At 67.3% G+C, this 24911-nt stretch carries 25 protein-coding genes; 13 read left to right on the forward strand and 12 right to left on the reverse strand.

Annotation, left to right across the window (positions count from 1 at the left end):
- Positions 1-134: 134 nt before the first annotated feature.
- The 7 genes from ACYZGB_RS00075 to ACYZGB_RS00105 are packed head-to-tail and all read left to right on the forward strand — an operon-like array spanning position 135 to position 7762.
- Positions 135-1082 carry an ABC transporter permease gene (locus ACYZGB_RS00075; RefSeq protein ID WP_462386076.1) on the forward strand — a complete coding sequence of 316 codons (948 nt, stop codon included), beginning with the start codon at positions 135-137 and terminating at the stop codon, positions 1080-1082.
- Positions 1079-1942 carry an ABC transporter permease gene (locus ACYZGB_RS00080; RefSeq protein WP_291472781.1) on the forward strand — a complete coding sequence of 288 codons (864 nt, stop codon included), beginning with the start codon at positions 1079-1081 and terminating at the stop codon, positions 1940-1942. Before ACYZGB_RS00075 ends, ACYZGB_RS00080 begins: the two co-directional genes overlap by 4 nt.
- Positions 1939-3006 carry an ABC transporter ATP-binding protein gene (locus tag ACYZGB_RS00085; RefSeq protein WP_462386077.1) on the forward strand — a complete coding sequence of 356 codons (1068 nt, stop codon included), beginning with the start codon at positions 1939-1941 and terminating at the stop codon, positions 3004-3006. The genes ACYZGB_RS00080 and ACYZGB_RS00085 overlap by 4 nt, the downstream gene beginning before the upstream one ends.
- The gene (locus ACYZGB_RS00090; RefSeq protein WP_462386078.1) at positions 3003-4025 is read left to right on the forward strand and encodes an ABC transporter ATP-binding protein; all 1023 of its coding nucleotides are present in this window, start codon (positions 3003-3005) and stop codon (positions 4023-4025) included. Before ACYZGB_RS00085 ends, ACYZGB_RS00090 begins: the two co-directional genes overlap by 4 nt.
- A complete protein-coding gene (locus tag ACYZGB_RS00095; protein WP_462386079.1) occupies positions 4022-5308 on the forward strand; it encodes an amino acid deaminase in 1287 nt (428 codons plus the stop codon). The genes ACYZGB_RS00090 and ACYZGB_RS00095 overlap by 4 nt, the downstream gene beginning before the upstream one ends.
- Before the next feature lie 2 nt (positions 5309-5310).
- Entirely contained in the window at positions 5311-6273 is a 963-nt protein-coding gene (locus ACYZGB_RS00100; RefSeq protein ID WP_462386080.1) for a MurR/RpiR family transcriptional regulator, read from the forward strand.
- 1 nt (position 6274) lies between these two features.
- Positions 6275-7762, forward strand: coding sequence for an N-acyl-D-amino-acid deacylase family protein (locus ACYZGB_RS00105; RefSeq protein ID WP_462386082.1), 1488 nt, complete (start codon positions 6275-6277; stop codon positions 7760-7762).
- A gap of 93 nt (positions 7763-7855) precedes the next feature.
- On the opposite strand, the gene ACYZGB_RS00110 is transcribed toward ACYZGB_RS00105, so the two are convergent.
- The 6 genes from ACYZGB_RS00110 to ACYZGB_RS00135 all read right to left on the reverse strand — a co-directional run bounded on the left by ACYZGB_RS00110 (position 7856) and on the right by ACYZGB_RS00135 (position 13880).
- Positions 7856-8359 carry an LPS-assembly lipoprotein LptE gene (locus ACYZGB_RS00110; RefSeq protein ID WP_063461731.1) on the reverse strand — a complete coding sequence of 168 codons (504 nt, stop codon included), beginning with the start codon at positions 8357-8359 and terminating at the stop codon, positions 7856-7858.
- Between the two features lie 4 nt (positions 8360-8363).
- Entirely contained in the window at positions 8364-11057 is a 2694-nt protein-coding gene (gene leuS / locus ACYZGB_RS00115) for a leucine--tRNA ligase (RefSeq protein ID WP_462386084.1), read from the reverse strand.
- 97 nt (positions 11058-11154) lie between these two features.
- Complete coding sequence (locus ACYZGB_RS00120) at positions 11155-11607, reverse strand: ExbD/TolR family protein (protein WP_462386085.1); 453 nt, start codon at positions 11605-11607, stop codon at positions 11155-11157.
- Positions 11604-12395, reverse strand: a complete 792-nt coding sequence (locus ACYZGB_RS00125) for a MotA/TolQ/ExbB proton channel family protein (protein WP_462386086.1) — start codon at positions 12393-12395, stop codon at positions 11604-11606. The genes ACYZGB_RS00120 and ACYZGB_RS00125 overlap by 4 nt, the downstream gene beginning before the upstream one ends.
- 13 nt (positions 12396-12408) lie before the next feature.
- Positions 12409-13245 carry a 4-hydroxy-tetrahydrodipicolinate reductase gene (gene dapB / locus ACYZGB_RS00130; protein WP_462386087.1) on the reverse strand — a complete coding sequence of 279 codons (837 nt, stop codon included), beginning with the start codon at positions 13243-13245 and terminating at the stop codon, positions 12409-12411.
- A 65-nt stretch (positions 13246-13310) separates the two neighbouring features.
- Positions 13311-13880, reverse strand: a complete 570-nt coding sequence (locus ACYZGB_RS00135) for an outer membrane protein assembly factor BamE (protein WP_462386088.1) — start codon at positions 13878-13880, stop codon at positions 13311-13313.
- A gap of 88 nt (positions 13881-13968) precedes the next feature.
- Between ACYZGB_RS00135 and fur the strand changes: the two genes are divergently transcribed.
- Positions 13969-14388, forward strand: coding sequence for a ferric iron uptake transcriptional regulator (fur, locus tag ACYZGB_RS00140; protein WP_462386089.1), 420 nt, complete (start codon positions 13969-13971; stop codon positions 14386-14388).
- A gap of 171 nt (positions 14389-14559) precedes the next feature.
- Here fur and hprK read toward each other — a convergent pair whose 3' ends face one another.
- The 4 genes from hprK to ACYZGB_RS00160 form a co-directional block, all read right to left on the reverse strand.
- Positions 14560-15516 carry an HPr(Ser) kinase/phosphatase gene (gene hprK / locus ACYZGB_RS00145; RefSeq protein WP_063461725.1) on the reverse strand — a complete coding sequence of 319 codons (957 nt, stop codon included), beginning with the start codon at positions 15514-15516 and terminating at the stop codon, positions 14560-14562.
- Positions 15517-15572: 56 nt separating this feature from the next.
- The gene (locus ACYZGB_RS00150; RefSeq protein WP_137749207.1) at positions 15573-16040 is read right to left on the reverse strand and encodes a PTS sugar transporter subunit IIA; all 468 of its coding nucleotides are present in this window, start codon (positions 16038-16040) and stop codon (positions 15573-15575) included.
- 114 nt (positions 16041-16154) lie between these two features.
- Entirely contained in the window at positions 16155-16490 is a 336-nt protein-coding gene (gene hpf, locus ACYZGB_RS00155; RefSeq protein ID WP_063461723.1) for a ribosome hibernation-promoting factor, HPF/YfiA family, read from the reverse strand.
- 237 nt (positions 16491-16727) lie between these two features.
- Entirely contained in the window at positions 16728-17960 is a 1233-nt protein-coding gene (locus ACYZGB_RS00160) for an MFS transporter (protein WP_462386090.1), read from the reverse strand.
- 263 nt (positions 17961-18223) lie between these two features.
- Here ACYZGB_RS00160 and ACYZGB_RS00165 point away from each other — a divergent pair, with 263 nt between their 5' ends.
- Positions 18224-19147: a phosphoribosylaminoimidazolesuccinocarboxamide synthase gene (locus ACYZGB_RS00165; protein WP_462386092.1), complete on the forward strand. Its 924-nt coding sequence runs from the start codon at positions 18224-18226 to the stop codon at positions 19145-19147.
- A gap of 48 nt (positions 19148-19195) precedes the next feature.
- Here the strand turns inward: ACYZGB_RS00165 and ACYZGB_RS00170 are convergent, their stop codons facing one another.
- Together ACYZGB_RS00170 and trxA are read right to left on the reverse strand one after the other, a co-directional pair.
- Positions 19196-20071, reverse strand: a complete 876-nt coding sequence (locus tag ACYZGB_RS00170) for an META domain-containing protein (protein ID WP_462386093.1) — start codon at positions 20069-20071, stop codon at positions 19196-19198.
- A gap of 10 nt (positions 20072-20081) precedes the next feature.
- Positions 20082-20990 carry a thioredoxin gene (gene trxA, locus ACYZGB_RS00175; RefSeq protein WP_462386095.1) on the reverse strand — a complete coding sequence of 303 codons (909 nt, stop codon included), beginning with the start codon at positions 20988-20990 and terminating at the stop codon, positions 20082-20084.
- Positions 20991-21153: 163 nt separating this feature from the next.
- Here trxA and purE point away from each other — a divergent pair, with 163 nt between their 5' ends.
- The 4 genes from purE to ACYZGB_RS00195 all read left to right on the forward strand — a co-directional run bounded on the left by purE (position 21154) and on the right by ACYZGB_RS00195 (position 24862).
- Positions 21154-21648: a 5-(carboxyamino)imidazole ribonucleotide mutase gene (gene purE / locus ACYZGB_RS00180; RefSeq protein WP_063461753.1), complete on the forward strand. Its 495-nt coding sequence runs from the start codon at positions 21154-21156 to the stop codon at positions 21646-21648.
- Entirely contained in the window at positions 21645-22814 is a 1170-nt protein-coding gene (locus ACYZGB_RS00185) for a 5-(carboxyamino)imidazole ribonucleotide synthase (RefSeq protein ID WP_462386096.1), read from the forward strand. Before purE ends, ACYZGB_RS00185 begins: the two co-directional genes overlap by 4 nt.
- Positions 22815-22816: 2 nt before the next feature.
- Positions 22817-23833 (forward strand): L-threonylcarbamoyladenylate synthase, encoded by a 1017-nt coding sequence (locus tag ACYZGB_RS00190; protein ID WP_462386097.1) that lies wholly within the window; start codon positions 22817-22819, stop codon positions 23831-23833.
- Positions 23834-23908: 75 nt separating this feature from the next.
- A complete protein-coding gene (locus ACYZGB_RS00195; protein ID WP_462386098.1) occupies positions 23909-24862 on the forward strand; it encodes an SGNH/GDSL hydrolase family protein in 954 nt (317 codons plus the stop codon).
- Positions 24863-24911 lie beyond the last annotated feature (49 nt).

The following is a 24911-nucleotide window of genomic DNA, read 5'->3' on the forward strand; positions in this document are numbered from 1 at the left end:
GATGCGCCTGCGGATCCCCCCTCTCCAGGGGGCGCCACCCGTGGCCCGGCAAAGCCGGTTCCACGGTGGCACTGGCCTGGGGCCGGGGCAGCGCTGCGCACGATGGTGCCTAGGGATTTTTCGAAGAGACAAACATGCGATTTCTGTTGAAGCGCCTGGGCGGCGCCGTGGTGGTGCTGGCCCTGGTGGCGGTGCTGGTGTTCTGCCTCACGCGGCTGGCCTCGGGCGACCCGGTGGCGCTGCTGCTGGGCGACCAGGCCACCGCCGCCGACATTGCCCAGGCCCGCGCGCAGTATGGGCTGGACAAACCCTTGCCCGTGCAGTTTGGGCTGTGGGTGGGCGAGCTGCTGCAGGGCAACCTGGGGCAGTCACTGTTCCTGCAGCGCCCCGTGGCCCAGGCCCTGCTGGAGCGGGCCGAGCCCACGTTGTTCCTGGCGCTGTTTGCCGTGGGCATTGCGGCGCTGGTGGGCGTGCCCTGCGGCATGGCAGCCGCCGTCTGGCGCGGCAGCGCCACCGACCAGGCCGTGAGCGGCGTGGCCATGCTGGGCGCGAGTGTGCCCAGTTTCTGGCTGGGCCTCATCCTCATCCAGCTGTTTGCGGTCAAGCTGGGGTGGTTTCCGGCCTCGGGCTACGGCGACCCCACGGCCACGCTGGGCGAGCGGCTGTCACACCTCATGCTGCCCGCGCTGGTGCTGGGCCTGCTCAACTCGGCGCTCATCATCCGCTTCACACGCGCCTCCATGCTCGACATCCTGGGCGAAGACTACGTGCGCACCGCCCGCGCCAAGGGCCTGCCCGAAGGCACCATCATGGTCAAGCATGTGCTGCGCAATGCGCTGGTGCCCATCGTCACTGTGCTGGGGCTGACCATGGCGCTGATGATTGGCGGCACCGTGGTGACCGAGACCGTCTTCAACCTGCCCGGTGTAGGCAACTTGGTGGTGCGGGCCGTGCTGCGGCGCGACTACCCCGTGATCCAGGGCACGCTGCTGGTGATTGCCGCCATCTACGTCTTCATCAACCTGGCCATCGACTTTCTGTACACGCTGGTGGACCCCCGTATCCGCCTGGAAGCCCCATGAACCCGAGCCCTTCCTTCTGGCACCGCCTGCGGGCCGTGCTGCGCCGCCTGTTCGCCCGCAAGGTGGTGCTGGCCTCAGCCATCGTGATAACACTGGTGGCCAGCATCGCTGTCGTCTTCCCCTGGGTGTCTGATGCGGACCCCAACGCCCTGTCCATCAGCGAGCGGCTGCACGCGCCTTCAGGCACGCACTGGGCGGGCACCGACGAGCTGGGCCGCGATGTGCTGCTGCGCATCGTGCACGGCGCGCGCTACTCGCTGCTGATTGGTCTGGTCACCGCCGCAGGCGCCGTGCTGCTGGGCACGCTGCTGGGCATGTTTGCGGGTTTTTTCCGCAAGCTCGACGCCCCGCTGATGCGCGTGGTGGACGCGATGATGTCCTTCCCCGACATCCTGCTGGGCATTGCGCTGGTGTCCATCCTGGGCGTGTCGCTGTGGAACGTGATGCTGGCGCTGGTCATCGTCTACACCCCGCGCGTGGCGCGGGTGGTGCGCGCCACCACGCTGGTGCTGCGCGAGCTGCTGTTTGTGGACGCGGCCCGCGCCCTGGGCGTGCGCACGCACCTCATCCTGTGGCGCCACATCCTGCCCAACCTGATGTCGCCCATCCTGGTGCAGGTGACCTTCATCTTTGCCTACGCCATCCTGGCCGAGGCGGGCCTGTCCTTTCTGGGCGTGGGCGTGCCGCCCGATATTCCCACCTGGGGCACCATGATCGCGGGCAGCCTGGACTACGCCGACAAGGCCTTCTGGACCATTTTTGCCCCCGGCGTGGCCATTGTGCTCACGGCCCTGTCGCTGCAAATGCTGGGCGACGGCGTGCGCGACCTGCTCGACCCCAAACTGAAGAAGACCGTATGACCTCCCCCACGATGAGCGCCGCACCCCGGCTCGAAGTCAGCGGCCTGTCCACCTCTTTTGCCACCGATGCGGGCCGCATCCAGAGCGTGGCCGATGTGTCCTTCGCCATCCACCCCGGCGAGACGCTGGCGCTAGTGGGCGAGTCGGGCTCGGGCAAGTCTGTCACCAGCCTCACCCTCATGGGCCTGCACGCCCGCACCTCGCAGGCACAGGTCACGGGCCAGGCCTGGTTTGTGCAGCGCGACGGCCGCAAGGTCGATGTGCTGGCGATGTCCGAGGCCGAGAAGCGCACGCTGCGCGGCAACGAGCTGGCGATGATCTTCCAGGAGCCCATGACCAGTCTGAACCCGGTGCTGACAGTGGGCGAGCAGATTGCCGAGTCGGCCCGCCTGCACCTGAAGATGGACCGCAGCGCCGCGCTGGCACACGCCCGCCGCATGCTGGAGCTGGTCGAGATCCCGGCGGCCGCGCAGCGCGTGCACGAGTACCCGCACCAGCTCTCGGGCGGCATGCGCCAGCGCGTGATGATTGCGCTGGCCATGGCCTGCAACCCCACGCTGCTGATCGCCGACGAGCCCACCACGGCGCTGGACGTGACCATCCAGGCGCAGATATTGGCGCTGATGGGGCGGCTGCAGAAAGAGACCGGCATGAGCATGCTGTTCGTCACGCACAACCTGGGCGTGGTGGCGCAATACGCCGACGCCGTGGCCGTGATGTACGCCGGGCGCATTGTCGAATCGGCCCGCGTGCACGACCTGTTTGCACGGCCCGAGCACCCCTACACACGCGGCCTGCTGGCCTGCCTGCCCGGTGTGGCGCGGCGGCAAGCGCAGGCAACTGACCATGCAATAGCTGCCGGTCGGCGCAAGCTGGTGGCGATTCCGGGCCAGGTATCAAGCCCCCTCGCGCCCCCGCCCGGCTGTGCCTTTGCGCCGCGCTGCACACGCCAGCAGGCCGACTGCACCCACGCCATGCCTGCGCTGGAAGCCACCGGCCCACGCCGCATGGTGCGCTGCCTGCACCGCGAGTTGCACACCGAACCCACCGAGGTGAGCGCATGAACGCCGTCCTGAACACCCCACAGCCCATGGCACCGACCGACACCACCACACCGCTGCTGGAGATTGCCCACCTGCGCAAACACTTTGGCAGCGGCCCGCACCCCGTGCGCGCGGTGGACGATGTGAGCTTCACCATCCGCCGGGGCGAGACCCTGGGCCTGGTGGGCGAATCGGGCTCGGGCAAAAGCACCATTGGCCGCCTGCTCACGCGCCTGGTGGACCCGACGAGCGGTGCCATGCGCTACCACGGCGGCCCCGCACCGCAAGACCTGGCCCAACTCTCGCAATCGCAATACCGGCCGCTGCGCTCGCAGATCCAGATCATTTTTCAGGACCCCTACGCCAGCCTGAACCCGCGCATGCGCATCCGCGATGTGCTGGCCGAGGCGCTGGATACGCACGGCCTGGCCAAGGGCGCCGCGCGCCTGCCGCGCATCCACCAGTTGCTGGAACAGGTGGGCCTCAGGCCCGAACATGCCGAGCGCTTTCCGCACGAGTTCTCGGGCGGGCAGCGCCAGCGCATCGGCATTGCCCGCGCGCTGGCGGTGGAGCCCCAGTTCATCGTGGCCGACGAGCCGCTGTCGGCGCTGGACGTGTCCATCCAGGCGCAGGTGGTGAACCTGCTGGGCGAACTGAAGGAGCAACTGGGCCTGACGCTGCTGTTCATCTCGCACGACCTGGACGTGGTGGAGTACCTGTGCGACCGCGTGGTAGTGCTGTACCTGGGCCGGGTGATGGAGATCGCCCCCACCGAGGCGCTGTACGCCCAGCCCCAGCACCCCTACACCCAGGCCCTGCTGGCCGCAGCCCCCATCCCCGACCCCGCCCAGCGCCGCAGCATTGCGCTGCTGCAGGGCGACCTGCCCAGCCCGGCCAATCCGCCCTCGGGCTGCGTGTTCCGCACCCGCTGCCCAGAGGCCGAGGCGCGCTGCGCCAGCGCCGACATGCAACTGCGCGAGGTGGCCCCCGGCCATCTGCACGCCTGCTGGAAAACCGCACCCTCTCACCCCGCACCATGACCGACGAATTCCTGCTTGACCACCGTTGCAAGGGCTACCCGCTGCACGCCGCGCCCAGCCGCCCCGCCGACCTGGGCCAGCGCGGCTGGAATGTGCTGGCGGGCGATCTGCCCTTGCCCATTGCCGTCATCCGCGAAAGCGCCCTGGCCCACAACCTGGCCTGGATGCAGGCCTATGCCGAGCGCAAGGGCGTGGCCCTGGCCCCGCACGGCAAGACCACGCTGTCGCCCGAGCTGTTTGCGCAGCAATTGCAGGCAGGCGCCTGGGGGCTGACCTTTGCCACCGTGTACCAGCTCAGCGTGGGGGTGGAGGCCGGTGCGCGCCGCGCCATCATTGCCAACCAGGTGCTGTGCGATGCCGACCTGGACGGGCTGCACGCGCTGCTGCAGCGCCACGCCGACCTGCGCGTGTGGTTCCTCATCGACAGCCTGGCGCAGCTGCGCTGCATTGAAGACTGGGCCGAGCGGCGTGGCCACACCGCGCGCGGTGAACGGCGCCTGGACACCCTGCTAGAGATGGGCGTGCAAGGCCAGCGCACCGGTTGCCGCACGCTGGAAGAAGCCCTGGCGCTGGCCCAGGCCATGGCCCAATCGCCCGCCGTGCAGCTGGGCGGCGTGGAATGCTACGAAGGCGGCGTGGCCCGCTGTGACAGCGATCACGATGCGCGCGAGGTCACGGCGCTGGTGCGCCGCGTGACCGAGGTAGCCCGCGCCTGCGACGCACAGGACCTGTTTGCCGATGCGGAGATCCTGCTCACCGCAGGCGGCTCGGCGGTGTTCGACCTCGTCATTCCGCTGCTGCGCACCCAAGGGCTTTCCAAGCCCGTGCTGGGCGTGCTGCGCTCGGGCTGCTACATCACGCACGACCATGGCAACTACCAGCGCTTTCTGAAGCATGTGGAGCAGCGCGAGGGACTGGACGCCTCGCTGCGCCCCGCGCTCGAAGTCTGGACCCTGGTGCAATCGGTGCCCGAGCCTGGGCTGGCCCTGCTCACCGGCGGGCGGCGCGATGTCTCGTACGATCTGGAGATGCCCGTGCCCGTGCGCTGGGCGCCGCGCCACGAGCGCCGCGCTGCCAGCACCCCCACCGGGTGGACGGTGAGCGCGCTCAACGACCACCACGCCTACCTGCGCTACGACCCCGCGGCAGGCCCTGCCCCTGCCGTGGGCGACCGGGTGGCCCTGGGCATCTCGCACCCCTGCACCACTTTTGACAAATGGCGCTGGCTGCCCGTCGTGGACGACGCAGGCACCATCACCCGCGCCATCAGCACCCGTTTTTGACCATGTCCAAAGCTACCCCTACCAGCCTGCTGCAGCAACTGCGCGAGCGCCAGCCCGACCTGCCCGAGGCGCAGCGCAGCGTGGTGCGTGTGGTGCTGGACGACCCGCGTGCCGCCGTGGTCGCCACCGTGGAACAACTGGCCCAGCAGGCGGGTGTGTCCATGCCCACCATCGTGCGCACCTGCCGCAGCTTTGGCCACGACTCGGTGCGCGAATTCATGGTCGCCCTGGCGCAGGATCTGGCTGTGTCGGGCTCGCACCTGCACCGCAGCGTGCTGGCCGATGACAGCGCGCAGGACGTAGCCAGCAAGATCGTGCACGCGGCCGTGTCGTCGCTGACCGAGCTGGGCCGCAACCTCGACGCCGAAGTGCTCGACCGCGTGGCCGAGCGGCTGGCGCAGGCGCGGCGCATCGACTGCTACTCAGTCGGTGCCGCCTCCACCTTCATGGCCAGCGAGCTGCAAAGCCGCCTATTCCGCCTGGGCTGCACGGCCAACGCGATTTTTGATGCGCACCAGCAGCTCGTGTCGGCCAGCACGCTGGGGCCCGATGGCGTGGCCTTTGTAATCTCGCACGTGGGCCGCATGCCCTATGCGCTGGAGGCGGCGCGGTTTGCCCGCTCGCAGGGCGCCACCGTGGTGGCGCTGACCCAGCCCGGCACGCCGCTGGCGGAGGTGGCCGACCTGGTGCTGGCCGTGTCCGTGCCGCAAGACGCCGTGATGCGCGTGGGCACCGAGGCCTATCTGGCCCACCTGGTGGTGATTGAGATCCTGACCGTGCGCCTGGCGCAAAAGCTCGGCCCCGTGGCCACACGCGGGCTGCAGCAGTTCAAGCAGCTGCTGCGCAAGCACGGTTTTGACAGCGCCGAATACGTCGGCGCGTTTGACAGCCACGCGGGCCAGAGCCACTCCAGCGCCGCCAGCCAAGCCCCTGACCCATCGCGCGGCCAGGCCGCAGAGGAATGACATGGCGCATGCAACGCTGCTGAGCAATGGCCGCATCGTGGACGGCACGCCCCGCCCCGGCTGGGTGGGCGATCTGCTGATTGAAGGCGACCGCATCACCGCACTGGCCGAGCCAGGCCATATCGCCCCCGCCGCCCTGGCCCGTGCCCGGGCCTGCGAACACTTCACCGAGGTGGACTGCACCGGCCGCGTGATCGCCCCCGGCTTCATCGACGTGCACACCCACGACGACGCCGCTGTGCTGGACGCACCCACCATGCTGCCCAAGCTCTCGCAGGGCATCACCACCGTCATCGTGGGCAACTGCGGCATTTCGCTGGCTCCCGTGGTCACCGACAGCCCGCTGGCCCCGCTCTCACTGCTGGGGCGCCTGCAGTTTCGCCACGCCAGCATGGCCGACTACGCCCGCGCCGTGAACGCCGCCCAGCCCGCCGTGAACGTGGCCGCGCTGATGGGACACACGGCGCTGCGCATGCGCCACCTGGCCGACCTGCGGCAGACCGCCACCGCCGACGAGCGCGCAGCCATGGCCGCCGACATGGAAGAAGCCATGGCCGCCGGGGCCCTGGGTCTGTCGTCGGGCATCTTCTACAGCGAGGCGTATGCGGCCGATGTGGAGGAACTGGTGGCCGTGGCATCGGTCGCGGCGCGCCACGGCGGCGTGTATGCCACGCACATCCGCGACGAGTTGGCGGGCATCCTGCCTGCGCTGCAAGAGGCTGCGCTCACCGCCCGCCAGTCGGGCCTGCCGCTGGTCATCTCGCACCACAAATGCGCCGGGCCTGCCAACTGGGGCCGCACGCGCGAGACGCTGCCACTGATCGACCACCTGGCACAGGGCCAGGAGATTGCGATGGACGTGTACCCCTACACCGCAGGCTCCACTGTGCTGCGCGAAGACTTGGTGGACGGCATCATCGACATCCTCATCACCGGCAGCCAGCCCCACCCCGAGATGGCCGGGCGCTACCTGGCGGACATTGCGCGCGAGTGGGGTGTGCCCCAGCAAGAGGCCGCCGTGCGCCTCCAACCCGGCGGGGCCTGCTACTTTCAGATGCGCGAGGACGATGTGGAGCGCGTGATAACGCACCCGCTGTCCATGATCGGATCGGACGGGCTGCCACACGACGAGCGCCCGCACCCGCGCCTGTGGGGCGCCTTTCCGCGCGTGCTGGCCTGCTACTGGCGCGACAAGGGCCTGCTGCGGCTCGAAGAAGCCGTGCACAAGATGACAGGCCTGTCGGCCCAGCGCTTTCGCCTCGGCGGACGCGGCTTGCTGCAGGTCGGCCACATGGCCGATGTGGTGGTGTTGGACCCTGAGCGCGTGCGCGACCTCGCGACGTTTGAGCAGCCCCAGCAATTCAGCGCGGGCATCGAACAGGTGTGGGTGAACGGTGTGCTGAGCTACACCGCTGCGCAGCGCGCCACAGGGGCGAGGGCAGGCCGTTTTGTGCAGCGCCAGAGCGCGCCCCTAGGAGGGACGCCGTAGCGTAGGAGCGCCTCGTTAGCTATAAAAAATATAGCTTAAAAGTCATACTCACCGCGCGCAGACGGCATTTTTTAACCCTTTTTTTGAGCCCCGCTACTTGGCCGGACGGGTGAGCGACAGGCGCCGCATGAGCTGCTGCACCAGGTCGGTCCGCATGTTGCGGTAGAGCAGCGCCTCTTCGGCCTCCTTGGCCAGGGCGATGGTTTCGTTGTAGCTGATGTCGCGCTGCTGCAGCAGCTCGGTCTCGGGAATCAGTTCCGCGCCCGCAGGGGTGCGCAGGCGGAACTTGATGCGCAGGCGCAACTGCAGCTCGCGCACCTGGCCCGAGGCATTGAGCCCCACCACCGCACGCTCCTGCTGCTCCTGCAGCAAATCCAGAATGGCTTCGGCCGTGGGCATGGCCGCCGGGTCGCGCAGCAGCTGCAGCTGGCCGCCCGATCCCTCCAGCGTGCGCTGCAGCTCCCGTGCCAGCGGCGAGCTGGCAGGGGCGGCAATGTAGAGTGAGTTGAAGCCGAACTCCGGCACGCCGCGCAGCCGGAATCCGCAGGCAGACAACAGGGCCACGGGGGCCAGGCTGAGCAGGGTGCGTTTGTTCATGGGGTCAGACCACCACGTTCACCAGGCGGCCCGGCACCACAATCACGCGCTTCGGATGAGCGCCTGCGGCCTGGGCCACAAAGGCTTCGCTGGCCAGCGCGATGCGCTCGATCTCGGCCTTGTCGGCCTGCGCGGGCACCAGGATGGAGCCACGCAGCTTGCCGTTGACCTGCAGCATGAGTTCGATCTCGTCCTGCACCAGCGCACCGGCATCCACCTGCGGCCAGGGCGCGTCGAGCAGATCGCCCAGCGCACCCGCGTAGCCCAGGCCTTCCCACAGGCTGTGGGCGATGTGGGGCGTGGCAGGGTACAAGCTGCGCAGCAGGATGCCAAAACCTTCGATCAGCGCCACCTGGGCACCGGCCGAATCGGTGGCCTTGAAGTCTTCGAGCGCGTTGATCATCTTCATCGCACCCGACACCACGGTGTTGTACTGCATGCGCTGGTAGTCGTAGTCCACCTGCTTGAGCACGTTGTGGATTTCCAGGCGCAGGGCCTTGGCCTCTTTACCAAACTGCACGTCCTGCAGGCTGCTGGCACCGGCCACGCTGGCCATGGCGGCATCGCGGTCAATGGCGGCGAGCTTCACGCCGAAGTTCCACACACGGCGCAGGAAGCGGTAGCTGCCTTCCACGGCCGCATCGTTCCACTCCAGCGTGGCTTCGGGTGGGGCGGTGAACATGGTGTACAGGCGAGCGGTGTCGGCGCCGTACTTCTCAATCAGGTCCTGCGGGTCCACGCCGTTGTTCTTGGACTTGGACATGGTGCCCACGCCCTCGTAGTCGATGGGTGTGCCCACGCTGAGCATGCCATCGCCGCTGGTGGCTTCGTTCTTGAGCTTGGCGCCGATGATCTTGCCGCCTTCATCGAGCACATGCTCCACGTCGTGCGGCCAGAAGTAGTCCTTGCCGCCCTTGGCGGTGCGGCGGCTGTAGATGTGGTTGAGCACCATGCCTTGCGTTAGCAGTTTGGTGAAGGGCTCGTCCACTTTCACCAAGCCCAGGTCGCGCATGACCTTGGTCCAGAAGCGGGCGTACAGCAGGTGCAGGATGGCGTGTTCGATGCCGCCGATGTACTGGTCCATCGGCATCCAGTAATCCGCACCACCGGCCACCATAGCATCGGCGTTCTTGGGGTCGCAATACCGCATGAAGTACCACGAGCTGTCCACGAAGGTGTCCATGGTGTCCGTCTCGCGGCGCGCAGCCTTGCCACACACGGGGCAGGTCACGCCAGCGTGGAAGCCTTCGTGCTTGTGCAGCGGATTGCCCGAGCCGTCGGGCACGCAGTCGGTGGGCAGCACCACCGGCAGATCCTTCTCGGGCACGGGCACGGCACCGTGTTCATCGCAATGGATGATGGGGATCGGCGTGCCCCAGTAGCGCTGGCGGCTCACACCCCAGTCGCGCAGGCGCCAGGTCGTCTTCTTCTCGCCCAGGCCCTTTTGCTGCAATGCATGGGCCACGGCGTTCACGGCATCCTTGTAGTTCAGGCCGCTGAAGCTGTCGGAGTTGATGGTGACGCCGCGCTGCTTGTCGCCGTACCAGTCCTGCCACTGGTGGTAGTTGAGCGTCTCACCATCCACCAGCACCACCTGCTTGATCTCGATGCCGTACTTGAGGGCGAAGGCAAAGTCGCGTTCGTCGTGCGCGGGCACGCCCATCACGGCGCCGTCGCCGTAGCCCATGAGCACGTAGTTGCCGACCCAGACCTCGACCTTTTCGTCGGTGAGCGGGTGCGTGACGAACAAGCCCGTGGGCACGCCCTTCTTCTCTTGCGTGGCTAGCTCGGCCTCGGTGGTGCCGCCGCTCTTGCACTCTTCGATGAAGGCTTGGAGCGCAGGGTTGGTTTTGGCGGCATGTGCGGCCAGCGGGTGCTCGGGCGCCACGGCGCAGAAGGTCACGCCCATGATGGTGTCGGCGCGCGTGGTGAACACGTACATCTTGCCGTCGCCGATCAGCGCGCCGTCGTCGCCCGCAATGTCGTGCGTGAACGCAAAGCGCACGCCTTCGCTCTTGCCGATCCAGTTTTCCTGCATCAGCTTCACACGCTCGGGCCAGCCGGGCAGCTTGTCGCCGGTCACAAAACCCAGCAGCTCTTCGGCGTAGTCGGTGATCTTGAGGTAGTAGCCAGGGATCTCACGCTTCTCGACCGTGGCACCGGTGCGCCAGCCCTTGCCGTCGATCACCTGCTCGTTGGCCAGCACAGTCTGGTCCACCGGGTCCCAGTTCACGACCTGGGTCTTGCGGTAGGCAATGCCCTTTTCCAGCATCTTCAGGAACAGCCACTGGTTCCACTTGTAGTACTCGGGGTCGCAGGTGGCGACTTCGCGGCTCCAGTCGATGGCCAGGCCCATGGCCTGCATCTGCTTCTTCATGTACGCGATGTTTTCGTACGTCCACTTGGCAGGCGGCACACCGTTTTTCAGCGCGGCGTTTTCAGCGGGCAGACCGAACGCGTCCCAGCCCATGGGCATCAGGACGTTGTGGCCGTTCATGCGCAGGTAGCGCGTGAGCATGTCGTTGATGGTGTAGTTGCGCACATGGCCCATGTGCAGCTTGCCGCTGGGGTAGGGCAGCATCGAGCAGGCGTAGAACTTCTTCTTGCTGGTGTCTTCCGTCACGCGGTAGGCGTCGGTGGCGGTCCAGTGGTCGTGCGCGGCGCGCTCGACGTCTTGGGGAGAGTATTTGTCTTGCATGGGGGCTCGGGGTGAGAGAAGAGTGCAGCCGCTGGCCGCGCTGCAGGGATTTTAGGCGGTCAGGGCCCGGCGAAGGCGGGCCACCCGCCAACGCGCGTCAGCGCGACAGGGCTGGGGCGGCAGGTGGGGCGGGCTTGGCTGCCGGTTCGGCCACAAATCCGATGCGCTGCAGCCCCGCCAGGTGGGCTGCGCCCATGACTTCGACCACGCGGCCATAGGGCACGGCAGCGTCGGCGCGCAGCTGGATTTCGGTGTCGGGCCGCTCGGCGCCAATGCGGCGCAGGCGCTCGGCCAGGGCGGCCTGCGACAGGGGCTGATCATCCAGAAAGGCCTGGCCCGAGGCATTCACCACCAGCGTGACGAATTGCGGGGCCGTGCCGGGCGTGGCGCCCTCGGTGCGCGGCAGGTCCAGCCGGATGGAGCTGGCCAGCAGCGGTGCCGTGAGGATGAAGATGACCACCAGCACCAGCATCACGTCCACCAGCGGCGTCATGTTGATGTCGCTCATGGGCTGCGGCCCGGTGGTGCGTTCGAGTCGTCCGAAACTCATGCCCCCACGCTCCCCGCTGCGCGTGGCTCGCTGCCCCCCACGGAGGCTGCCCCGCCTTGGGGCGGTCCGGCGGCGGGTCGGCCCGCCTTGCTCATGCCTTCTGTGGTGCCAGCCAAGCTCTGGACAGGCGCCGTGTCGATGAGCAGTTCGCGCAGATCGCGCGCAAAACCTTCCAGGTCGGCCTCGATGCGGCCAATCAAGCGGCCAAACACGTTGTAGGCCAGCACGGCAGGAATGGCCACCGCCAACCCGGCAGCGGTCATGACCAGGGCCTCGCCCACGGGGCCGGAAACGCGGTCGATGGTGATCTGCCCTGCACCTGCCATGGCGGTGAGCGCATGGTAGATGCCCCACACCGTGCCCAGCAGCCCCACAAACGGTGCGGTGGAGCCCACCGTGGCCAGCAGCACCTGCCCGAACTGCAGGCGCCCGAGCACTTCGTGCAATGCGTCGCGCAGCACCCGCGTGAGCCGCTGGGACAGGCTGCCCGCGCTGGCCAGCGAGGCCGGCGCGTCGGGCATGGACGGGATTGCTATTGAATTTGCAGCAACAACCAGAGGCAGGACCAGCGCAGAGCGGTCAAAAGACTGCAGACGCTGGGTGGCGACTTCCATGGAGGGCGCCTGCCAGAACGCCGCTGTGCAACGCGCCACATCGGCCGTGGCCTGGCGCATGAGCCGCAGCTTCCAGACGATAACCACCCAGCTCGCCACCGACATGACCAGCAGCACCAGGGCCGCGCCCTGGGTCACGGCATCGCCCTGGCGCCACCAGTGGAGGGCGTCCATGGAAATCGACGGATCAGTTCAAGCCCAGCACGTCGAACATGTCGAACATGCCGGTCTTGTGGGCCGCCAGGAAACGCACGGCGCGCAAGGCGCCCTGCGCATACGTGGCGCGGCTGGAGGACTTGTGGGTGACCTCAATGCGCTCGCCAATGCCGGCAAACAGCACGGTGTGATCGCCCACGATGTCGCCGCCACGGATGGCAGCAAAGCCGATGCTGGAGGGGTCGCGCTCGCCCGTCACGCCTTCGCGGGCGTACACGGCGCAGTCCTTGAGATCGCGGCCCAGGGCTTCGGCAATCACCTCCCCCATCTTGAGCGCGGTGCCCGAAGGCGCATCCACCTTGTGGCGGTGGTGGGCTTCGATGATCTCGATGTCGTAGCCGGTGGCCATGGCCTTGGCAGCCATCTGCAGCAGCTTGAGCGTGACGTTCACGCCCACGCTCATGTTGGGCGAGAACATGATGGCGGTGCGCTGTGCGTAGGCGTCAAGTTCGGCCTTTTGCGCGTCGGTAAAGCCGGTGGTGCCGATGACGGCCTTCACGCCCAGCTGGCTGCACACGGCCAGGTGGGCCAGCGTGCCTTCAGGGCGGGTGAAGTCGATCAGCACGTCGGCGTTCTTGAGGCCTGCCGCGATGTCGGCCGTGATGGCCACGCCACTCGCATGGCCCAGAAAGGCGGTAGCGTCCGAGCCCACGGCGGGGCTGGCGGCGATGTCGAGTGCACCGGCCAGCACGCAGTCGTCGCTGGCGCGGATGGCTTCGATCAGCATGCGGCCCATGCGGCCCGACGCGCCGGCCACAGCCACGCGGCAAGGGGTGGTCACGGCGGCGGGTGTTGGTGTCCCTGTCATGAAAATCCTGTTCGGTTGGGTGGCAGCTCAGAGATCGCACCCTGTGCTGCGGGGGGCCACTGGCATCAGCGCGCAGGCGCGTCGAGCGGCGGGTAACTGGTAGTGGTAGGCATGGGCGCCGTGGATGCCGCAGCGGGCGCGGGGGCCGGGCGGGCGGCTGCCGGGTATTTGGAGAGCTGCTCCGGCGTGGCTTCCAGCGTGGGCACCTTGCCCTTGGCGCCATCCCGGGCACCCAGCGTGGCGACGAACTCCGTTTCGGAAGGCATTTCGTCGCCCTCGGAACGGTCCAGCACATCGCCCTTGAAAAACGCAGTCAGCTTGCGGGTCTGGATGTCTTCCCCCGGGCGCTTGAGAGTGAACACATACTCCCAGCGGTCGGCATGGAACAGGCTGGTGACCAGGGGCGTGCCCAGGATTTCGCGCACCTGCTGGCGGCTCATGCCGGGCTGCAGGGCTTGTACCTGCTCGCGCGACACAAAGTTGCCCTGCACCACATCGACCTTGTAGGGCTTCACGATGCCGGCGATGCGGCTGCTGGCGCCATCGAGGCTGCCACAACCGGCCAGGGCGGCCATGCTGGCGCCGATCAACAGGACCAGGCCCAGGCGGGCGCTGCAACGGGCTTTGACGGGCATGGGTAAAAGGGCTGAGGATATGATCGCCGCATTGTAGCGGCTGCCCCCCAGGCCTTGAGGTGGGGGCCAGCACCCGAAGGAGCATGCCATGACCAATATCGACGAACTCAAAAGCACGGGACTCAAGGCCACGCTGCCCCGCCTGAAGATCATGGAGATCTTCCAGAAAGGCACGCAGCGCCACATGACGGCCGAAGACGTGTTCCGCGTGCTGCTGGAGGAGCGCTCGGACATTGGCCTGGCCACCGTGTACCGGGTGCTCACGCAGTTCGAGCAGGCGGGCATCCTGATCCGCAGCAACTTCGAAAGCGGCAAGGCGGTGTACGAGCTCAATGAGGGCCAGCACCACGACCACTTCATCTGCACGTCCTGCGGCAAGGTGGAAGAGTTCTACGACGCCGAGATCGAAAAGCGCCAGCACGCCGTGGCCAAGGCCAAGGGGTGGCTGGTGCAGGACCACACGATGGCGCTGTACGGCCAATGCGCCACCTGCGCAAAAAAAGGGTAACCCCCTGAGTCGCTTCGCGCCATCCCCCTGAAGGGGGACGCCCCCAGCGCGGCGGGGCGGCCCTTGCGCGGGAGCACTGGCGTCGGGCGCGCCAGTTTTGGAAGGATTGTGGTCTGAATTGCCGCCAGCGCCTATCCATCAAGCGCAAGCAGCTATCAAATAAAGAGCAAACTAACCCCCCGTGTCGCGCTCCATGGCGCGACGGTGGCGTTCGACGAATTCCTGGTAGGTGTCAATGCCGCGCAGCTGCAGGATGGTGTTGCGCACAGCGGCTTCGACCAGCACGGCGATGTTGCGGCCGGCCACCACCTGGATCACGACCTTGAGCACGGGCACGCCCAGCACGTCCTGAGTGAGCGGCTCGTAGGGCAGGCGTTCGTAGTCGCGCTCCAGCGTCTCTTTGCGCACCAGGTGCACGATGAGCTTGAGGCGCATCTTGCGGCGAACGGCCGTCTCGCCAAAGATGGCGCGGATGTCCAATAGTCCGATGCCGCGCACTTCCAGCAGGTTCTGCAGCAGCTCGGGGCACTTGCCCTCGATGGTGGTCTGGTTGATGCGGAAAAAGTCCACGGCATCGTCGGCCACCAGGCCATTGCCGCGCGAGATCAGCTCCAGACCCAGCTCGCTCTTGCCCAGGCCCGATTCGCCGGTGATCAGCACGCCCAGGCCCAGGATGTCCATGAACACGCCGTGCATGGTGGTGCGGTCGGCAAAGTGCTTGGACAGGTAGGCGCGGAGCACGTCGATGACAAACGCCGACGACTCGTGCGTGGAGAACATCGGAATCTGCGCACGCTCGCACATGGACACCAGCGCATCGGGCGCGGTCTGGTTGTCGGCCAGCACCAGCACGGGCGGCTCCAGCGTCACGATGCGCGCAATGCGGCGCTTGCAGTCGTCGGGTGACGCGTTGCTCAGGTACGCGATTTCGCGTTCGCCCAGAATCTGGACGCGGTAGGGGTGGATGTAGTTGAGGTAACCGACCAGATCGGCCCCGGACCGTGCAGAACGCACGGCCACTTCATCAAACCGCCGCTCCGATGCCCCCAGACCCGCGACCCACTCCCATTTCAGGAGGCCACGGAATTCCTCGAAAAGCACATCGGCACTGACAACATTGGGCTTCACGGCAGGTCAGTGCTCAATCAGATCAGAGGAGGGGCCACAGCGCGTGGGGCGGGAGATCAGGCGGCCTGCGTGGACTGCCAGCCTGCAATCATGCCGTGCAACTCGGCGGCATCGGTGCAGGCCTTGAGCTTTTCGCGCAGGGCCGAGTCGCTCAGCAACTCGGCAATTTCGGAGAGGATTTCCAGGTGCTTCTGCGTGGCAGCCTCGGGCACCAGCAAAAAGATCAGCAAGCCCACCGGCAACTCGTCAGGGGCATCAAAACCGATGGGATTGAGCAGCTGGAACACAGCCGCCATGGGCGCCTTCAGGCCCTTGATGCGCCCGTGCGGGATGGCCACGCCATGGCCGAGCCCCGTGGAGCCCAGGCGCTCACGCGCAAACAGGCTGTCGGTGATCAGCGCCCGCGAGAGGCCGTGCTGGCTTTCGAACAGCAGACCCGCTTCTTCAAAAGCACGCTTCTTGCTGGTGGCGTCAACACTCACAAGCACTTGAGCGGAGGGCAGGATGGAGGCGAGTCGGTTCATGGTCAAGGGTAACAATTATGCACATATTGGCGAAAACCCTGAGCACGGCGCGTCGGGCAACAAAAAAACCGCCCGGGAGGGGGCGGCTGCTGTGCCAAGCTCAGGGCTGGCGCATCAAGCGTGCAGTTCGCGCTTGGCGGCTTCGTGGTGGTGGTCCTGCAAGCGATCCTTGTGGCGCACCACCTGGCGGTCCATCTTGTCCACCAACTCGTCCACTGCGGCATAGAGGTCTGCGTGGGAGCTTTCGGCAAACAGGTCGTTGCCCTTCACGTGGATGTTGCATTCCGCTCGCTGTCTCTTTTCCTTTTCCTTTTGCTTCTCTACCGTCAGCAGTACCTTGACATCAACAACTTGGTCAAAATGGCGGGTGATCCGATCCAGCTTGGTGGTGACATAGCTGCGCAAGGCGGGGGTAACTTCGAGGTGGTGACCGCTGATCGTCAAGTTCATAAATAAGTCTCCTGTAGCTCTCGGTGGGAAAAACGCCGCCCTGGATCAGAGGAGCGGCTCGGCGAACTTGGATGCATCCGTTGACGTGAGTTCACTATGCCCCTGCCCTCCCCGAAAAGCAATCCCATACCGCCCCGGCCCGCTGGGTTATGCCTGCCAAGGTGCCAAGCCCCCAAAAAGCGCGCACAATGAGCAAGTTCGCAAGGGGGCCAGAAGCCGTACACCGCCCATGCCCCTCTAGCGCGCCGCAGGGGTGGCCCCGTGCAGATGCAGGCGCCCCACCACCAGCATCGACAGTACACCGGCCGAAATGCCCACCAGCGCGGCCACCCAGTAGTTCTGTACCAGCCCCTGCGCATCGCGGCTGATCAACACCCCGCCCACAAAAGACGCCACCCCCATGGCGGCAGACTGCACCGACGCATTCAGGGTCATGAACGTGCCCCGCAAGGCGGGCTGCGCCGCCGAGGTGACGATGGCCATCCCCGGAATCATGCGTCCGCTCACGAAGGCGAACATCAGGGTGGACACCAGCAGCACGCCCCAGAGCGGCAGCCACTGGCACAGCGTGATTCCGAGCAGACACGGCACCGAGGCCAGCACCAAGGCGCGGAAGGTGCGCACCTTGCCCCAGCGGTCGGTCCAGCGGCCAAACCAGCGCGCGGAGAACAACGTGGCGATGCCCCCGCACAGATAAGCCAGCGGAATCTGGTCGGCCCGCACCCCGGCATTGGCCTGCATGTAGATGGTGATGTAGGGAATCACCGTGAACCCCGTGGACACCAGCAGCGCTGAGTACACAAAAGCCCAGCGGTGGTTCGGGTCGGCCAGCACCTGCGCAATGCCCGAGAACGCCGAGCGGCCACCCGCCGCCTGCACATGGGCCGTCAAGGGCGGCAACGTGCGGGCGGCCTGGATGGCCAGCACCCCGACCAAGGCCGCGATGGCGATGAAGGGCAGGTTCCAGCCTCCATGCTCAGCCAGGATCAGCCCCAGGGGCACCCCCGCCACAGTGGACACCGCAAACGAAGTCATGACGATCCCCATCGCCCGCCCGCGCCGCTCGAACGGAACCACGTCCGCCACGATGGTCTGCGACAGGGCCGACAGCACGCCGCCAAACGCCCCCGCCAGGATGCGCGCCGCCATGAGCGTGCCGTAGGTGGGCGCCACGCCGCAGGCCAGCGTCGCCAGCCCGAACAGCACATACAGCACCAGCAGCAGCCGCTTGCGGCCAAACCGGTCGATGTAGGTGGAAGCGAGCAGCCCCGACGCCCCCGCCGACAGCGTGTAGGCCGACACCAGCAGGCCAAACTGCGCGTCGCTGATGGCGAACAGCCGCGTGAACTGCGGCCCGAGCGGCATCATGATCATGAAGTCGAGGATGTGGGTGAACTGGATGCCAGCCAGGGTCAGCAGCAGCCAGAGTTCGCGGCGGGGAGTGAGCGCAGGGGCAGTCGTGGTGGACACAGGCAAAGGCCGCAGGTGGCCCGGTCAAAGTCAGGGCCGCACAGTGTGCCCCAAGGGCGCTTACCCCGTCCCGCCCCTACGCACCACGCAGCCCCGCGCCACCTGCGCCCCCCCGTTTTTGCCCGCACCCGGGGCCTTGCAGGCGCGCCCGGGCCCGGCGCGTAAAATCCTTGGGTTGCGCCGGGCCCCGCCCGCAAGCGCTTCGCCCCACCCGTTCTTCTTCGGATTGCCCGCTGCGGATATCGACCGCCCACACCGACACCATGACCCAGCCCAGCTCCAACGCCCTGCACACCTCTGCCCTCACGTCGCTGCCCCTGCTGGCACGCGGCAAGGTGCGCGACAACTACGCCGTGGGCGACGACCGCATCCTGATGGTGGCCAGCGACCGCCTCTCGGCCTTCGACGTGATCATGGGCGAACCCATCCCTGGCAAGGGCGAGTTGCTCACGCAGATGGCGCTGTTCTGGTTCGACAAGCTCGGCCACATCTGCCCCAACCACCTCACAGGCGACGCCCCCGAGAGCGTGGTCAAGCCCGAGGAAGTGGCCCAGGTGCGTGGCCGCTCGATGCTGGTGCAGCGCCTGAAGCCCATCCCGGTGGAAGCCGTGGTGCGCGGCTACCTGGCTGGCAGCGGCTGGAAGGAGTACCAGGAATCGCGCTCGGTCTGCGGCGTGCCGCTGCCCGAAGGCCTGACCAACGCGGCCAAGCTGCCCGCCCCCATCTACACGCCCGCCGCCAAGGCGGCCGTGGGCGAGCACGACGAAAACATCACCTTCGAGCGCACGGTGGAGATGATTGGCCTGGACCTGGCCACCCGCATCCGCGACCTGAGCATCGCGATCTACCAGGCCGCTGCCGAGATCGCACTCACCAAGGGCATGATCATTGCCGACACAAAATTCGAGTTCGGCCTGGCGCCCGATGGCACGCTGGTGCTGATGGACGAGGTGCTCACCCCTGACAGCTCACGCTACTGGCCCGTGGAAGGCTACGCCGACGCGCTGGCCCAGGGCGCCAACCCGCCCAGCTACGACAAACAGTTCGTGCGCGACTGGCTGGAACAGGCCAAGGTGGGCGGCAAGCTCTGGGACAAGACTGCTCCCGCGCCGCGCCTGCCACAGGAGGTGATCGAGAAGACGGCCGCCAAGTACCGCGAAGCGCTGGAGCGGCTGACCGCCCGCTGAATCTGGCGGGCGCCGTCGGCGCTTGCCTCCGCCCCCATTGCAGGGCGGTCAGTCCAGAAATGTCTCTGCGGACTCGAAGCGCAGCAGTGTCTGCCCTTCGCCGCCCCGCAGCACCAACTGCGATCCTTGTTGCCGGAAACTCTGCACCGCCAGCAACGCCTCGAAAAACCGCGTTTCCGTCCCGCTGGCTGGTAAGCACAGCGCGATGTTGGAGACCAGGCGCTCAAAACGCAGCCGCCCGCCTTGCAACGCGTAGTCCGCAAGAAACCGGTTGCACCCGCCCGAGCCTGCCACTCGTGGCTCATCCGCTTGCAACACCAGGTGCGGGGTAACCGCCCCCTCTGGCGGGCGCCCCACGGCCTCGCCCTCTATCTCGACCAGCCGCCAGTAGGTCAGCACCAAGGGCACACTGGCTTCCACCGTGGCGGCTTGAGGCAGCAACCGCTGCAACTGAACATCCACGCGGCGAAATGCAGCGTCCTGCGGCACCGGATGGCGCTTGTCCGTCGCCAGCAGCAGGCGCCCCTCCAGGGTCACCGTGGCGCGCACCTCGTAGCGGCCCTTGGGCACAAACCGTGAAGAAGGGTAGGGAATCCAGATCGCAAAAGGCGCCTGCCCGGCAGGGGTGCTGCGCTGGCGGCCCAGCACCACCGGGGCCACGTCAGGGTGGGTGACATCCAGCAGCGTGGCCTCGAACACGGCCTCCGGGGGCAGCACCACGCGCTCTCGGGCCAGGGCCACGCCCGAAACAATGGCATCGGGGGCAGGCGGTCGGCCGGCGCACCCCAGCAGGAAGCTGCAGCACAGTGCCACAGCGGACAGCCGGGCAATCGCCGCGCCATGCAACCCCCCGGCCAGCAGGGGCCGACACGGCAACAGCATCCAGGTGATGAACGCCTGCACGCCGTTCAGCCGCGCCCCCATCCGCAGGCTTTCAGCTCAGCACCACACTCGACAACCGGCGCCGGTACGTGGCCACCACCGGGTCTTCGGGCGGGATCTGGCCCTCGGCCACCTTGGGTTTGGGGGCCTCGATGACTTCGAGGATGGCGACATAGGTCTTGCGGGCGATCTCCTCGCTCCAGGCCTTGTCGCGCATGAGGATTTCCAGCAGCTCGTCCATGGCATCGGTCCAGCGTTGCTGGGCCATCAGCCAGCGGGCGCGGGCGTAGCGGGTGTCGAAATCGCGTTTGTTGGCGGTGATTTTTGCCTCAAAATCGGCCTCTGCGCGCTCCCCATATGCACCAATAGCTACAAAATCAATAGCATCCATCCAAGTCTTGAGCGCGCCGAGCTTGCGCGACACGGCGGCTTTGGCGATGACGGGGGCAAACGCGACCTTGGCGTCGTCCTCGCGGCGCAGCTGCAGCAACAGCTTGACGTAGTCGAAACGTGCATCGTCGTTGGACGGGTCGGTCACCACCGCGTGCTGCAGTTTTTCGAGGGCCGTGCCCGTGTCGCCATCGGCCAGGGCCTCCTGGGCCTCTTCTTCCTCGGCTTCGGCCACCATTTCTTCGGCGGTGGGCACATGCTTGTCGAGGAAGGCGCGCACCTGGCCTTCAGGCAGGGCGCCCATGAAGCCGTCCACGGGCTGTCCGTTCATGAGCAGCACGCAGGTGGGAATGCTGCGGATGCCGAACATCCCGGCAAGCTGCTGCTCCTGGTCGGAGTCGATCTTGGCGAGCTTGAAGCGGCCTGCGTATTCGGTTTCGAGCTTTTCCAGCACCGGGCCCAGCGACTTGCAGGGGCCACACCAGGGCGCCCAGAAGTCCACCAGCACGGGCACGTTCATCGAGGCGGCAACCACCTCGGCTTCAAAGTTCTCTACGGTGACGTCAATCATGGTGGTGGGTGCCGGGCCAAGGCCGGTGGAGCTGGTGGGTTCGCGCTATTTTGGCGCATGGAAACAGCCCCAGGCCGCGCAGGGAAGCGCAAAAAGTAAAATCGCGGGTTCCACCCACAGCGGTGCGGCAGGCCCTGCGCACTGCCGCCGCCCCCAAACCACCATGAAACCCATCCAGATCGGCGTGGTCATGGGTTCCAGCAGCGACTGGGACACCATGCAGCATGCAGTGCAGATTCTTGAACAGTTCGGCATCGCCCACGAGGCCCGCGTGGTCTCGGCCCACCGCATGCCCGACGACATGTTCGCCTATGCCGAAAGCGCCGCCAGCCGGGGCCTGAAGGCCATCATTGCCGGCGCGGGCGGTGCCGCCCACCTGCCCGGCATGATCGCCGCCAAGACCCCCGTGCCCGTGCTGGGCGTGCCCGTGGCCAGCCGCCACCTGCAGGGGGTGGATTCGCTGCACAGCATCGTGCAGATGCCCAAGGGCATCCCCGTGGCCACATTCGCCATCGGTACGGCGGGCGCCGCCAACGCGGCCCTGTTTGCCGTGGCCCTGCTGGCCAATGAAAGCCCCGAACTGCGCCAGCGGCTGGAAGCCTTCCGCGCCGAGCAGACCGAGGTGGCCCGCAACATGACCCTGCCGCCCGCCGCATGAGTGACGTTGCCACGCCCCTCTTGCCCGGCAGCACGCTGGGCGTGCTCGGTGGCGGCCAGCTGGGCCGCATGTTCGTGCACCAGGCCCAGGCCATGGGCTACTTCACGGCCGTGCTCGACGCCGACCCCACCAGCCCTGCCGGGCTGGTGAGCCACCACCATATCCAGACGGACTACGAAGATCCGCAGGGCCTGGCCGCACTGGCGCGCGTGGCCGATGCGGTGACCACCGAATTCGAGAACGTGCCCGCCGCCGCGCTGGCCACGCTGGCCGCACAGCGGCCCGTGTCGCCCGCCGCCAGTGCGGTGTCCGTGGCGCAGGACCGCGCCCGCGAGAAGGCCCACTTCGTGGCCTGTGGCGTGCCCTGCGCGCCCTACGCGGTCATCGAGACGGCCGAACAACTCGCCGCGACCTCGCAGGATCTGCTGCCAGGCATCCTCAAGACCGCCCGCATGGGCTACGACGGCAAGGGCCAGGTGCGCGTAAAGACCACCGCTGAGCTGGCCGCCGCCTGGGATGCGGTGGGCAAGGTGCCCTGCGTGCTGGAGAAAATGCTGCCGCTGGCGCTGGAATGCTCGGTGATCGTGGCGCGCGGTGCTGATGGCGCCATGGTGCACCTGCCCGTGCAGCGCAACCTGCACCGCGACGGCATCCTGGCCGTGACCGAGGTGTATGAAGAAAATTTGCCTTCTGCGCTTGCTGCACAAGCGGTAGCAGCTACGAAATCTGTAGCAGAAGGCCTGCAGTACGTGGGCGTGCTGTGTGTGGAATTCTTTGTTCTGCAGGATGGCAGCCTGGTGGTCAACGAGATCGCCCCGCGCCCACACAACAGCGGCCACTACAGCCAAAACGCCTGCGATGTGTCGCAGTTCGAGCTGCAGGTGCGCACCATGGCCCGCCTGCCGCTGACCCAGCCCCGCCAGCACAGCCCCGCCGTGATGCTCAACCTGCTGGGTGACCTGTGGTTTGCCCAGAGCGACACCGAACAGACGCCCCCGTGGGACCAGGTGCTGGCCCTGCCCGGCACCCATTTGCACCTGTACGGCAAGCGCGATGCCAAGCGCGGTCGCAAGATGGGCCACCTCAACGTGACCGGCGCCACGCCCGACGCCGCGCGCGCCACCGCCCTGAAGGCGGCTGCACTGCTGGGCATTGACGCGTTCTGACCATGATCCTTGACGGCAAAGATCCTTCGGCCATCGCCGCCGCAGCGCGCGCGGTGCGCAGCGGCGCGCTGCTGGGCCTGCCCACCGAAACCGTGTACGGCCTGGCCGCCGACGCCGGCAGCGACGCGGCCGTGGCGCAGATTTTTGCAGCCAAGGGGCGCCCCAGCGACCACCCGCTGATCGTGCATGTGGCCAATGCCCAGGGCATTGCGCACTTTGCCAGCGAGGTGCCCGGCTTCGCGCAGAAGCTGGTCGATGCCTTCTGGCCCGGCCCGCTGACGCTCATCCTGCCCCGCCTGCCCGGTGTGGCCACGGCGGCCACAGGGGGGCAGGACAGCGTGGGCCTGCGCTGCCCGGCGCACCCGGTCGCGCACGCGCTGCTGGAGGCCTGTGCGGCACCCATCGACGGCACCGACCAGGGGGGGCCGCCCGTGTGGGGCGTTGCCGCCCCCAGCGCCAACCGCTTTGGCCGTGTGAGCCCCACCACCGCCCAGCATGTACAGGACGAGCTAGGCACCGACCTGCTGGTGCTGGACGGCGGCCCCTGTGGCGTGGGCATTGAAAGCACCATCGTGGACTGCACCCGCGGCGTGCCCGTGCTGCTGCGCCCCGGCGCGATCACGCGCGCGCAGATCGCTGCGGCCTGCGGCATTGCGCCGCTGTCCAAGGAAGACCTGCCCGCCCTCACCCCCCGCGCTTCCGGCACGCTGGAGGCCCACTACGCCCCCGCCGCCAAGGTGCGGCTCATGGACGCCAAGGCCCTGCAGACCAGCCTGGACCTGCTGGGCGCCGACGCAGCCCACATCGCCGTTTATGCCCGCTCTGCGCTGCGCTCGCACTCGTCCCGGCTCGTACTGCGGCGCATGCCCGACGATGCCGCCGCCACCGCCCAGCAGCTGTTTGCCGTGCTGCGCGGCTTTGACGACGAGGGCGTGAAACTGATCTGGATCGAGACCCCCCCTGCCAGCCCGGATTGGGAGGGGGTTCGCGACCGCCTGCAGCGCGCGGCGGCGGCCTGATCGGCCACGCAGACGCTGCTTTACATGCGTTGACTTTGCGTCGTTAAACTACCCCCCACTTTTCTGGAGAAATACATGGCAGCAAATTGGATGCGCCGCACCGTCATGGTCGCCGCATGTGCATCGGCCGCGTTGCTCGCGGCCTGCGGTTCCAGCACCACTGAATCGGCCATCACGCCCCAGCGCTTCATCGCGTTTGGCGATGCCATGAGTGATGTGGGACAAAACGGCTCGCGCTACACCGTCAACGACGGCAGCGTCAACAACTGGACCCTGCAGGTGGTCGCCAACTACGGCAAGACCCTCACCCCTGCATCCGCAGGCGGCACCAGCTACGCCACGGGCAACGCCCGCGTCAGCGCCAAGCCCGACGCCGCAGGCAACGCCAGCACCCGCACCATCACCGAGCAGATCGACACCTTCCTGGCGGGCGGAAGCTTTGCCAACACCGACGTGGTGATCGTGAGCGGTGGTGTCAGCGACGTCATCGCCGGCATGGCCGCCGTGACCGCAGGCACGCAGACCGAGGCCGCCATGGTGGCCGCCGCGCGCAAGGCGGGTGAAGACCTGGCCGCCCAGGTGCGCCGCTTGGTGGCGGCCGGTGCCAAGTATGTGGTGGTGACCGGCACGTACGACCTGAGCAAGAGTCCCTGGGCCAAATCGATTGGCCGCGAAGCCCTGCTGACCGACGCGAGCAGCCGCTTCAACGATGGCCTGCTGGTGGGCATCGTGGACCTGGGCGCCAACGTGCTGTACGTGGACTCGGCCTACTACGTGAACCTGTACACCAGCGTGCCCGGCAACTACGGCTTCAACAACGCCACCACGGCCGTGTGCACCTCGGTGGACGCGAACAACGGCATCGGCATCGGCGCAGGCAAGGTCAACTCCGCCCTGTGCAACAGCTCCACGCTGCTGTCGGGCGCCAACCAGGCCGCCTACGTGTTTGCCGACTCCGTGTACCTGACCCCGTCGGCCCAGCGCCAGTTCGGCACCTACGCCTACGACCGCCTGCGCGCACGCTGGTAACAGGACTGGATTCCTGGCCGCCGCGCGCGGATGTGCCAGGACTGCAGCC

This window comes from Acidovorax sp. Q11 (genome assembly GCF_054950075.1).

Excerpts from the sequence above, each read along its gene's own strand:
- ACYZGB_RS00080 (WP_291472781.1), top strand. The coding sequence starts at position 1,079 with ATGAACCCGAGCCCTTCCTTCTGGCACCGCCTGCGGGCCGTGCTGCGC.
- ACYZGB_RS00165 (WP_462386092.1), top strand. The coding sequence starts at position 18,224 with ATGACCCAGCCCAGCTCCAACGCCCTGCACACCTCTGCCCTCACGTCG.
- trxA (WP_462386095.1), bottom strand. The coding sequence starts at position 20,990 with ATGATTGACGTCACCGTAGAGAACTTTGAAGCCGAGGTGGTTGCCGCC.
- fur (WP_462386089.1), top strand. The coding sequence starts at position 13,969 with ATGACCAATATCGACGAACTCAAAAGCACGGGACTCAAGGCCACGCTG.
- dapB (WP_462386087.1), bottom strand. The coding sequence starts at position 13,245 with ATGACAGGGACACCAACACCCGCCGCCGTGACCACCCCTTGCCGCGTG.
- leuS (WP_462386084.1), bottom strand. The coding sequence starts at position 11,057 with ATGCAAGACAAATACTCTCCCCAAGACGTCGAGCGCGCCGCGCACGAC.
- ACYZGB_RS00090 (WP_462386078.1), top strand. The coding sequence starts at position 3,003 with ATGAACGCCGTCCTGAACACCCCACAGCCCATGGCACCGACCGACACC.
- hpf (WP_063461723.1), bottom strand. The coding sequence starts at position 16,490 with ATGAACTTGACGATCAGCGGTCACCACCTCGAAGTTACCCCCGCCTTG.
- ACYZGB_RS00185 (WP_462386096.1), top strand. The coding sequence starts at position 21,645 with ATGAGTGACGTTGCCACGCCCCTCTTGCCCGGCAGCACGCTGGGCGTG.
- ACYZGB_RS00105 (WP_462386082.1), top strand. The coding sequence starts at position 6,275 with ATGGCGCATGCAACGCTGCTGAGCAATGGCCGCATCGTGGACGGCACG.
- ACYZGB_RS00170 (WP_462386093.1), bottom strand. The coding sequence starts at position 20,071 with ATGGGGGCGCGGCTGAACGGCGTGCAGGCGTTCATCACCTGGATGCTG.
- ACYZGB_RS00150 (WP_137749207.1), bottom strand. The coding sequence starts at position 16,040 with ATGAACCGACTCGCCTCCATCCTGCCCTCCGCTCAAGTGCTTGTGAGT.
- ACYZGB_RS00120 (WP_462386085.1), bottom strand. The coding sequence starts at position 11,607 with ATGAGTTTCGGACGACTCGAACGCACCACCGGGCCGCAGCCCATGAGC.
- ACYZGB_RS00125 (WP_462386086.1), bottom strand. The coding sequence starts at position 12,395 with ATGGACGCCCTCCACTGGTGGCGCCAGGGCGATGCCGTGACCCAGGGC.
- ACYZGB_RS00100 (WP_462386080.1), top strand. The coding sequence starts at position 5,311 with ATGTCCAAAGCTACCCCTACCAGCCTGCTGCAGCAACTGCGCGAGCGC.
- ACYZGB_RS00085 (WP_462386077.1), top strand. The coding sequence starts at position 1,939 with ATGACCTCCCCCACGATGAGCGCCGCACCCCGGCTCGAAGTCAGCGGC.
- ACYZGB_RS00075 (WP_462386076.1), top strand. The coding sequence starts at position 135 with ATGCGATTTCTGTTGAAGCGCCTGGGCGGCGCCGTGGTGGTGCTGGCC.
- ACYZGB_RS00095 (WP_462386079.1), top strand. The coding sequence starts at position 4,022 with ATGACCGACGAATTCCTGCTTGACCACCGTTGCAAGGGCTACCCGCTG.
- ACYZGB_RS00135 (WP_462386088.1), bottom strand. The coding sequence starts at position 13,880 with ATGCCCGTCAAAGCCCGTTGCAGCGCCCGCCTGGGCCTGGTCCTGTTG.
- purE (WP_063461753.1), top strand. The coding sequence starts at position 21,154 with ATGAAACCCATCCAGATCGGCGTGGTCATGGGTTCCAGCAGCGACTGG.
- ACYZGB_RS00195 (WP_462386098.1), top strand. The coding sequence starts at position 23,909 with ATGGCAGCAAATTGGATGCGCCGCACCGTCATGGTCGCCGCATGTGCA.
- ACYZGB_RS00190 (WP_462386097.1), top strand. The coding sequence starts at position 22,817 with ATGATCCTTGACGGCAAAGATCCTTCGGCCATCGCCGCCGCAGCGCGC.
- ACYZGB_RS00110 (WP_063461731.1), bottom strand. The coding sequence starts at position 8,359 with ATGAACAAACGCACCCTGCTCAGCCTGGCCCCCGTGGCCCTGTTGTCT.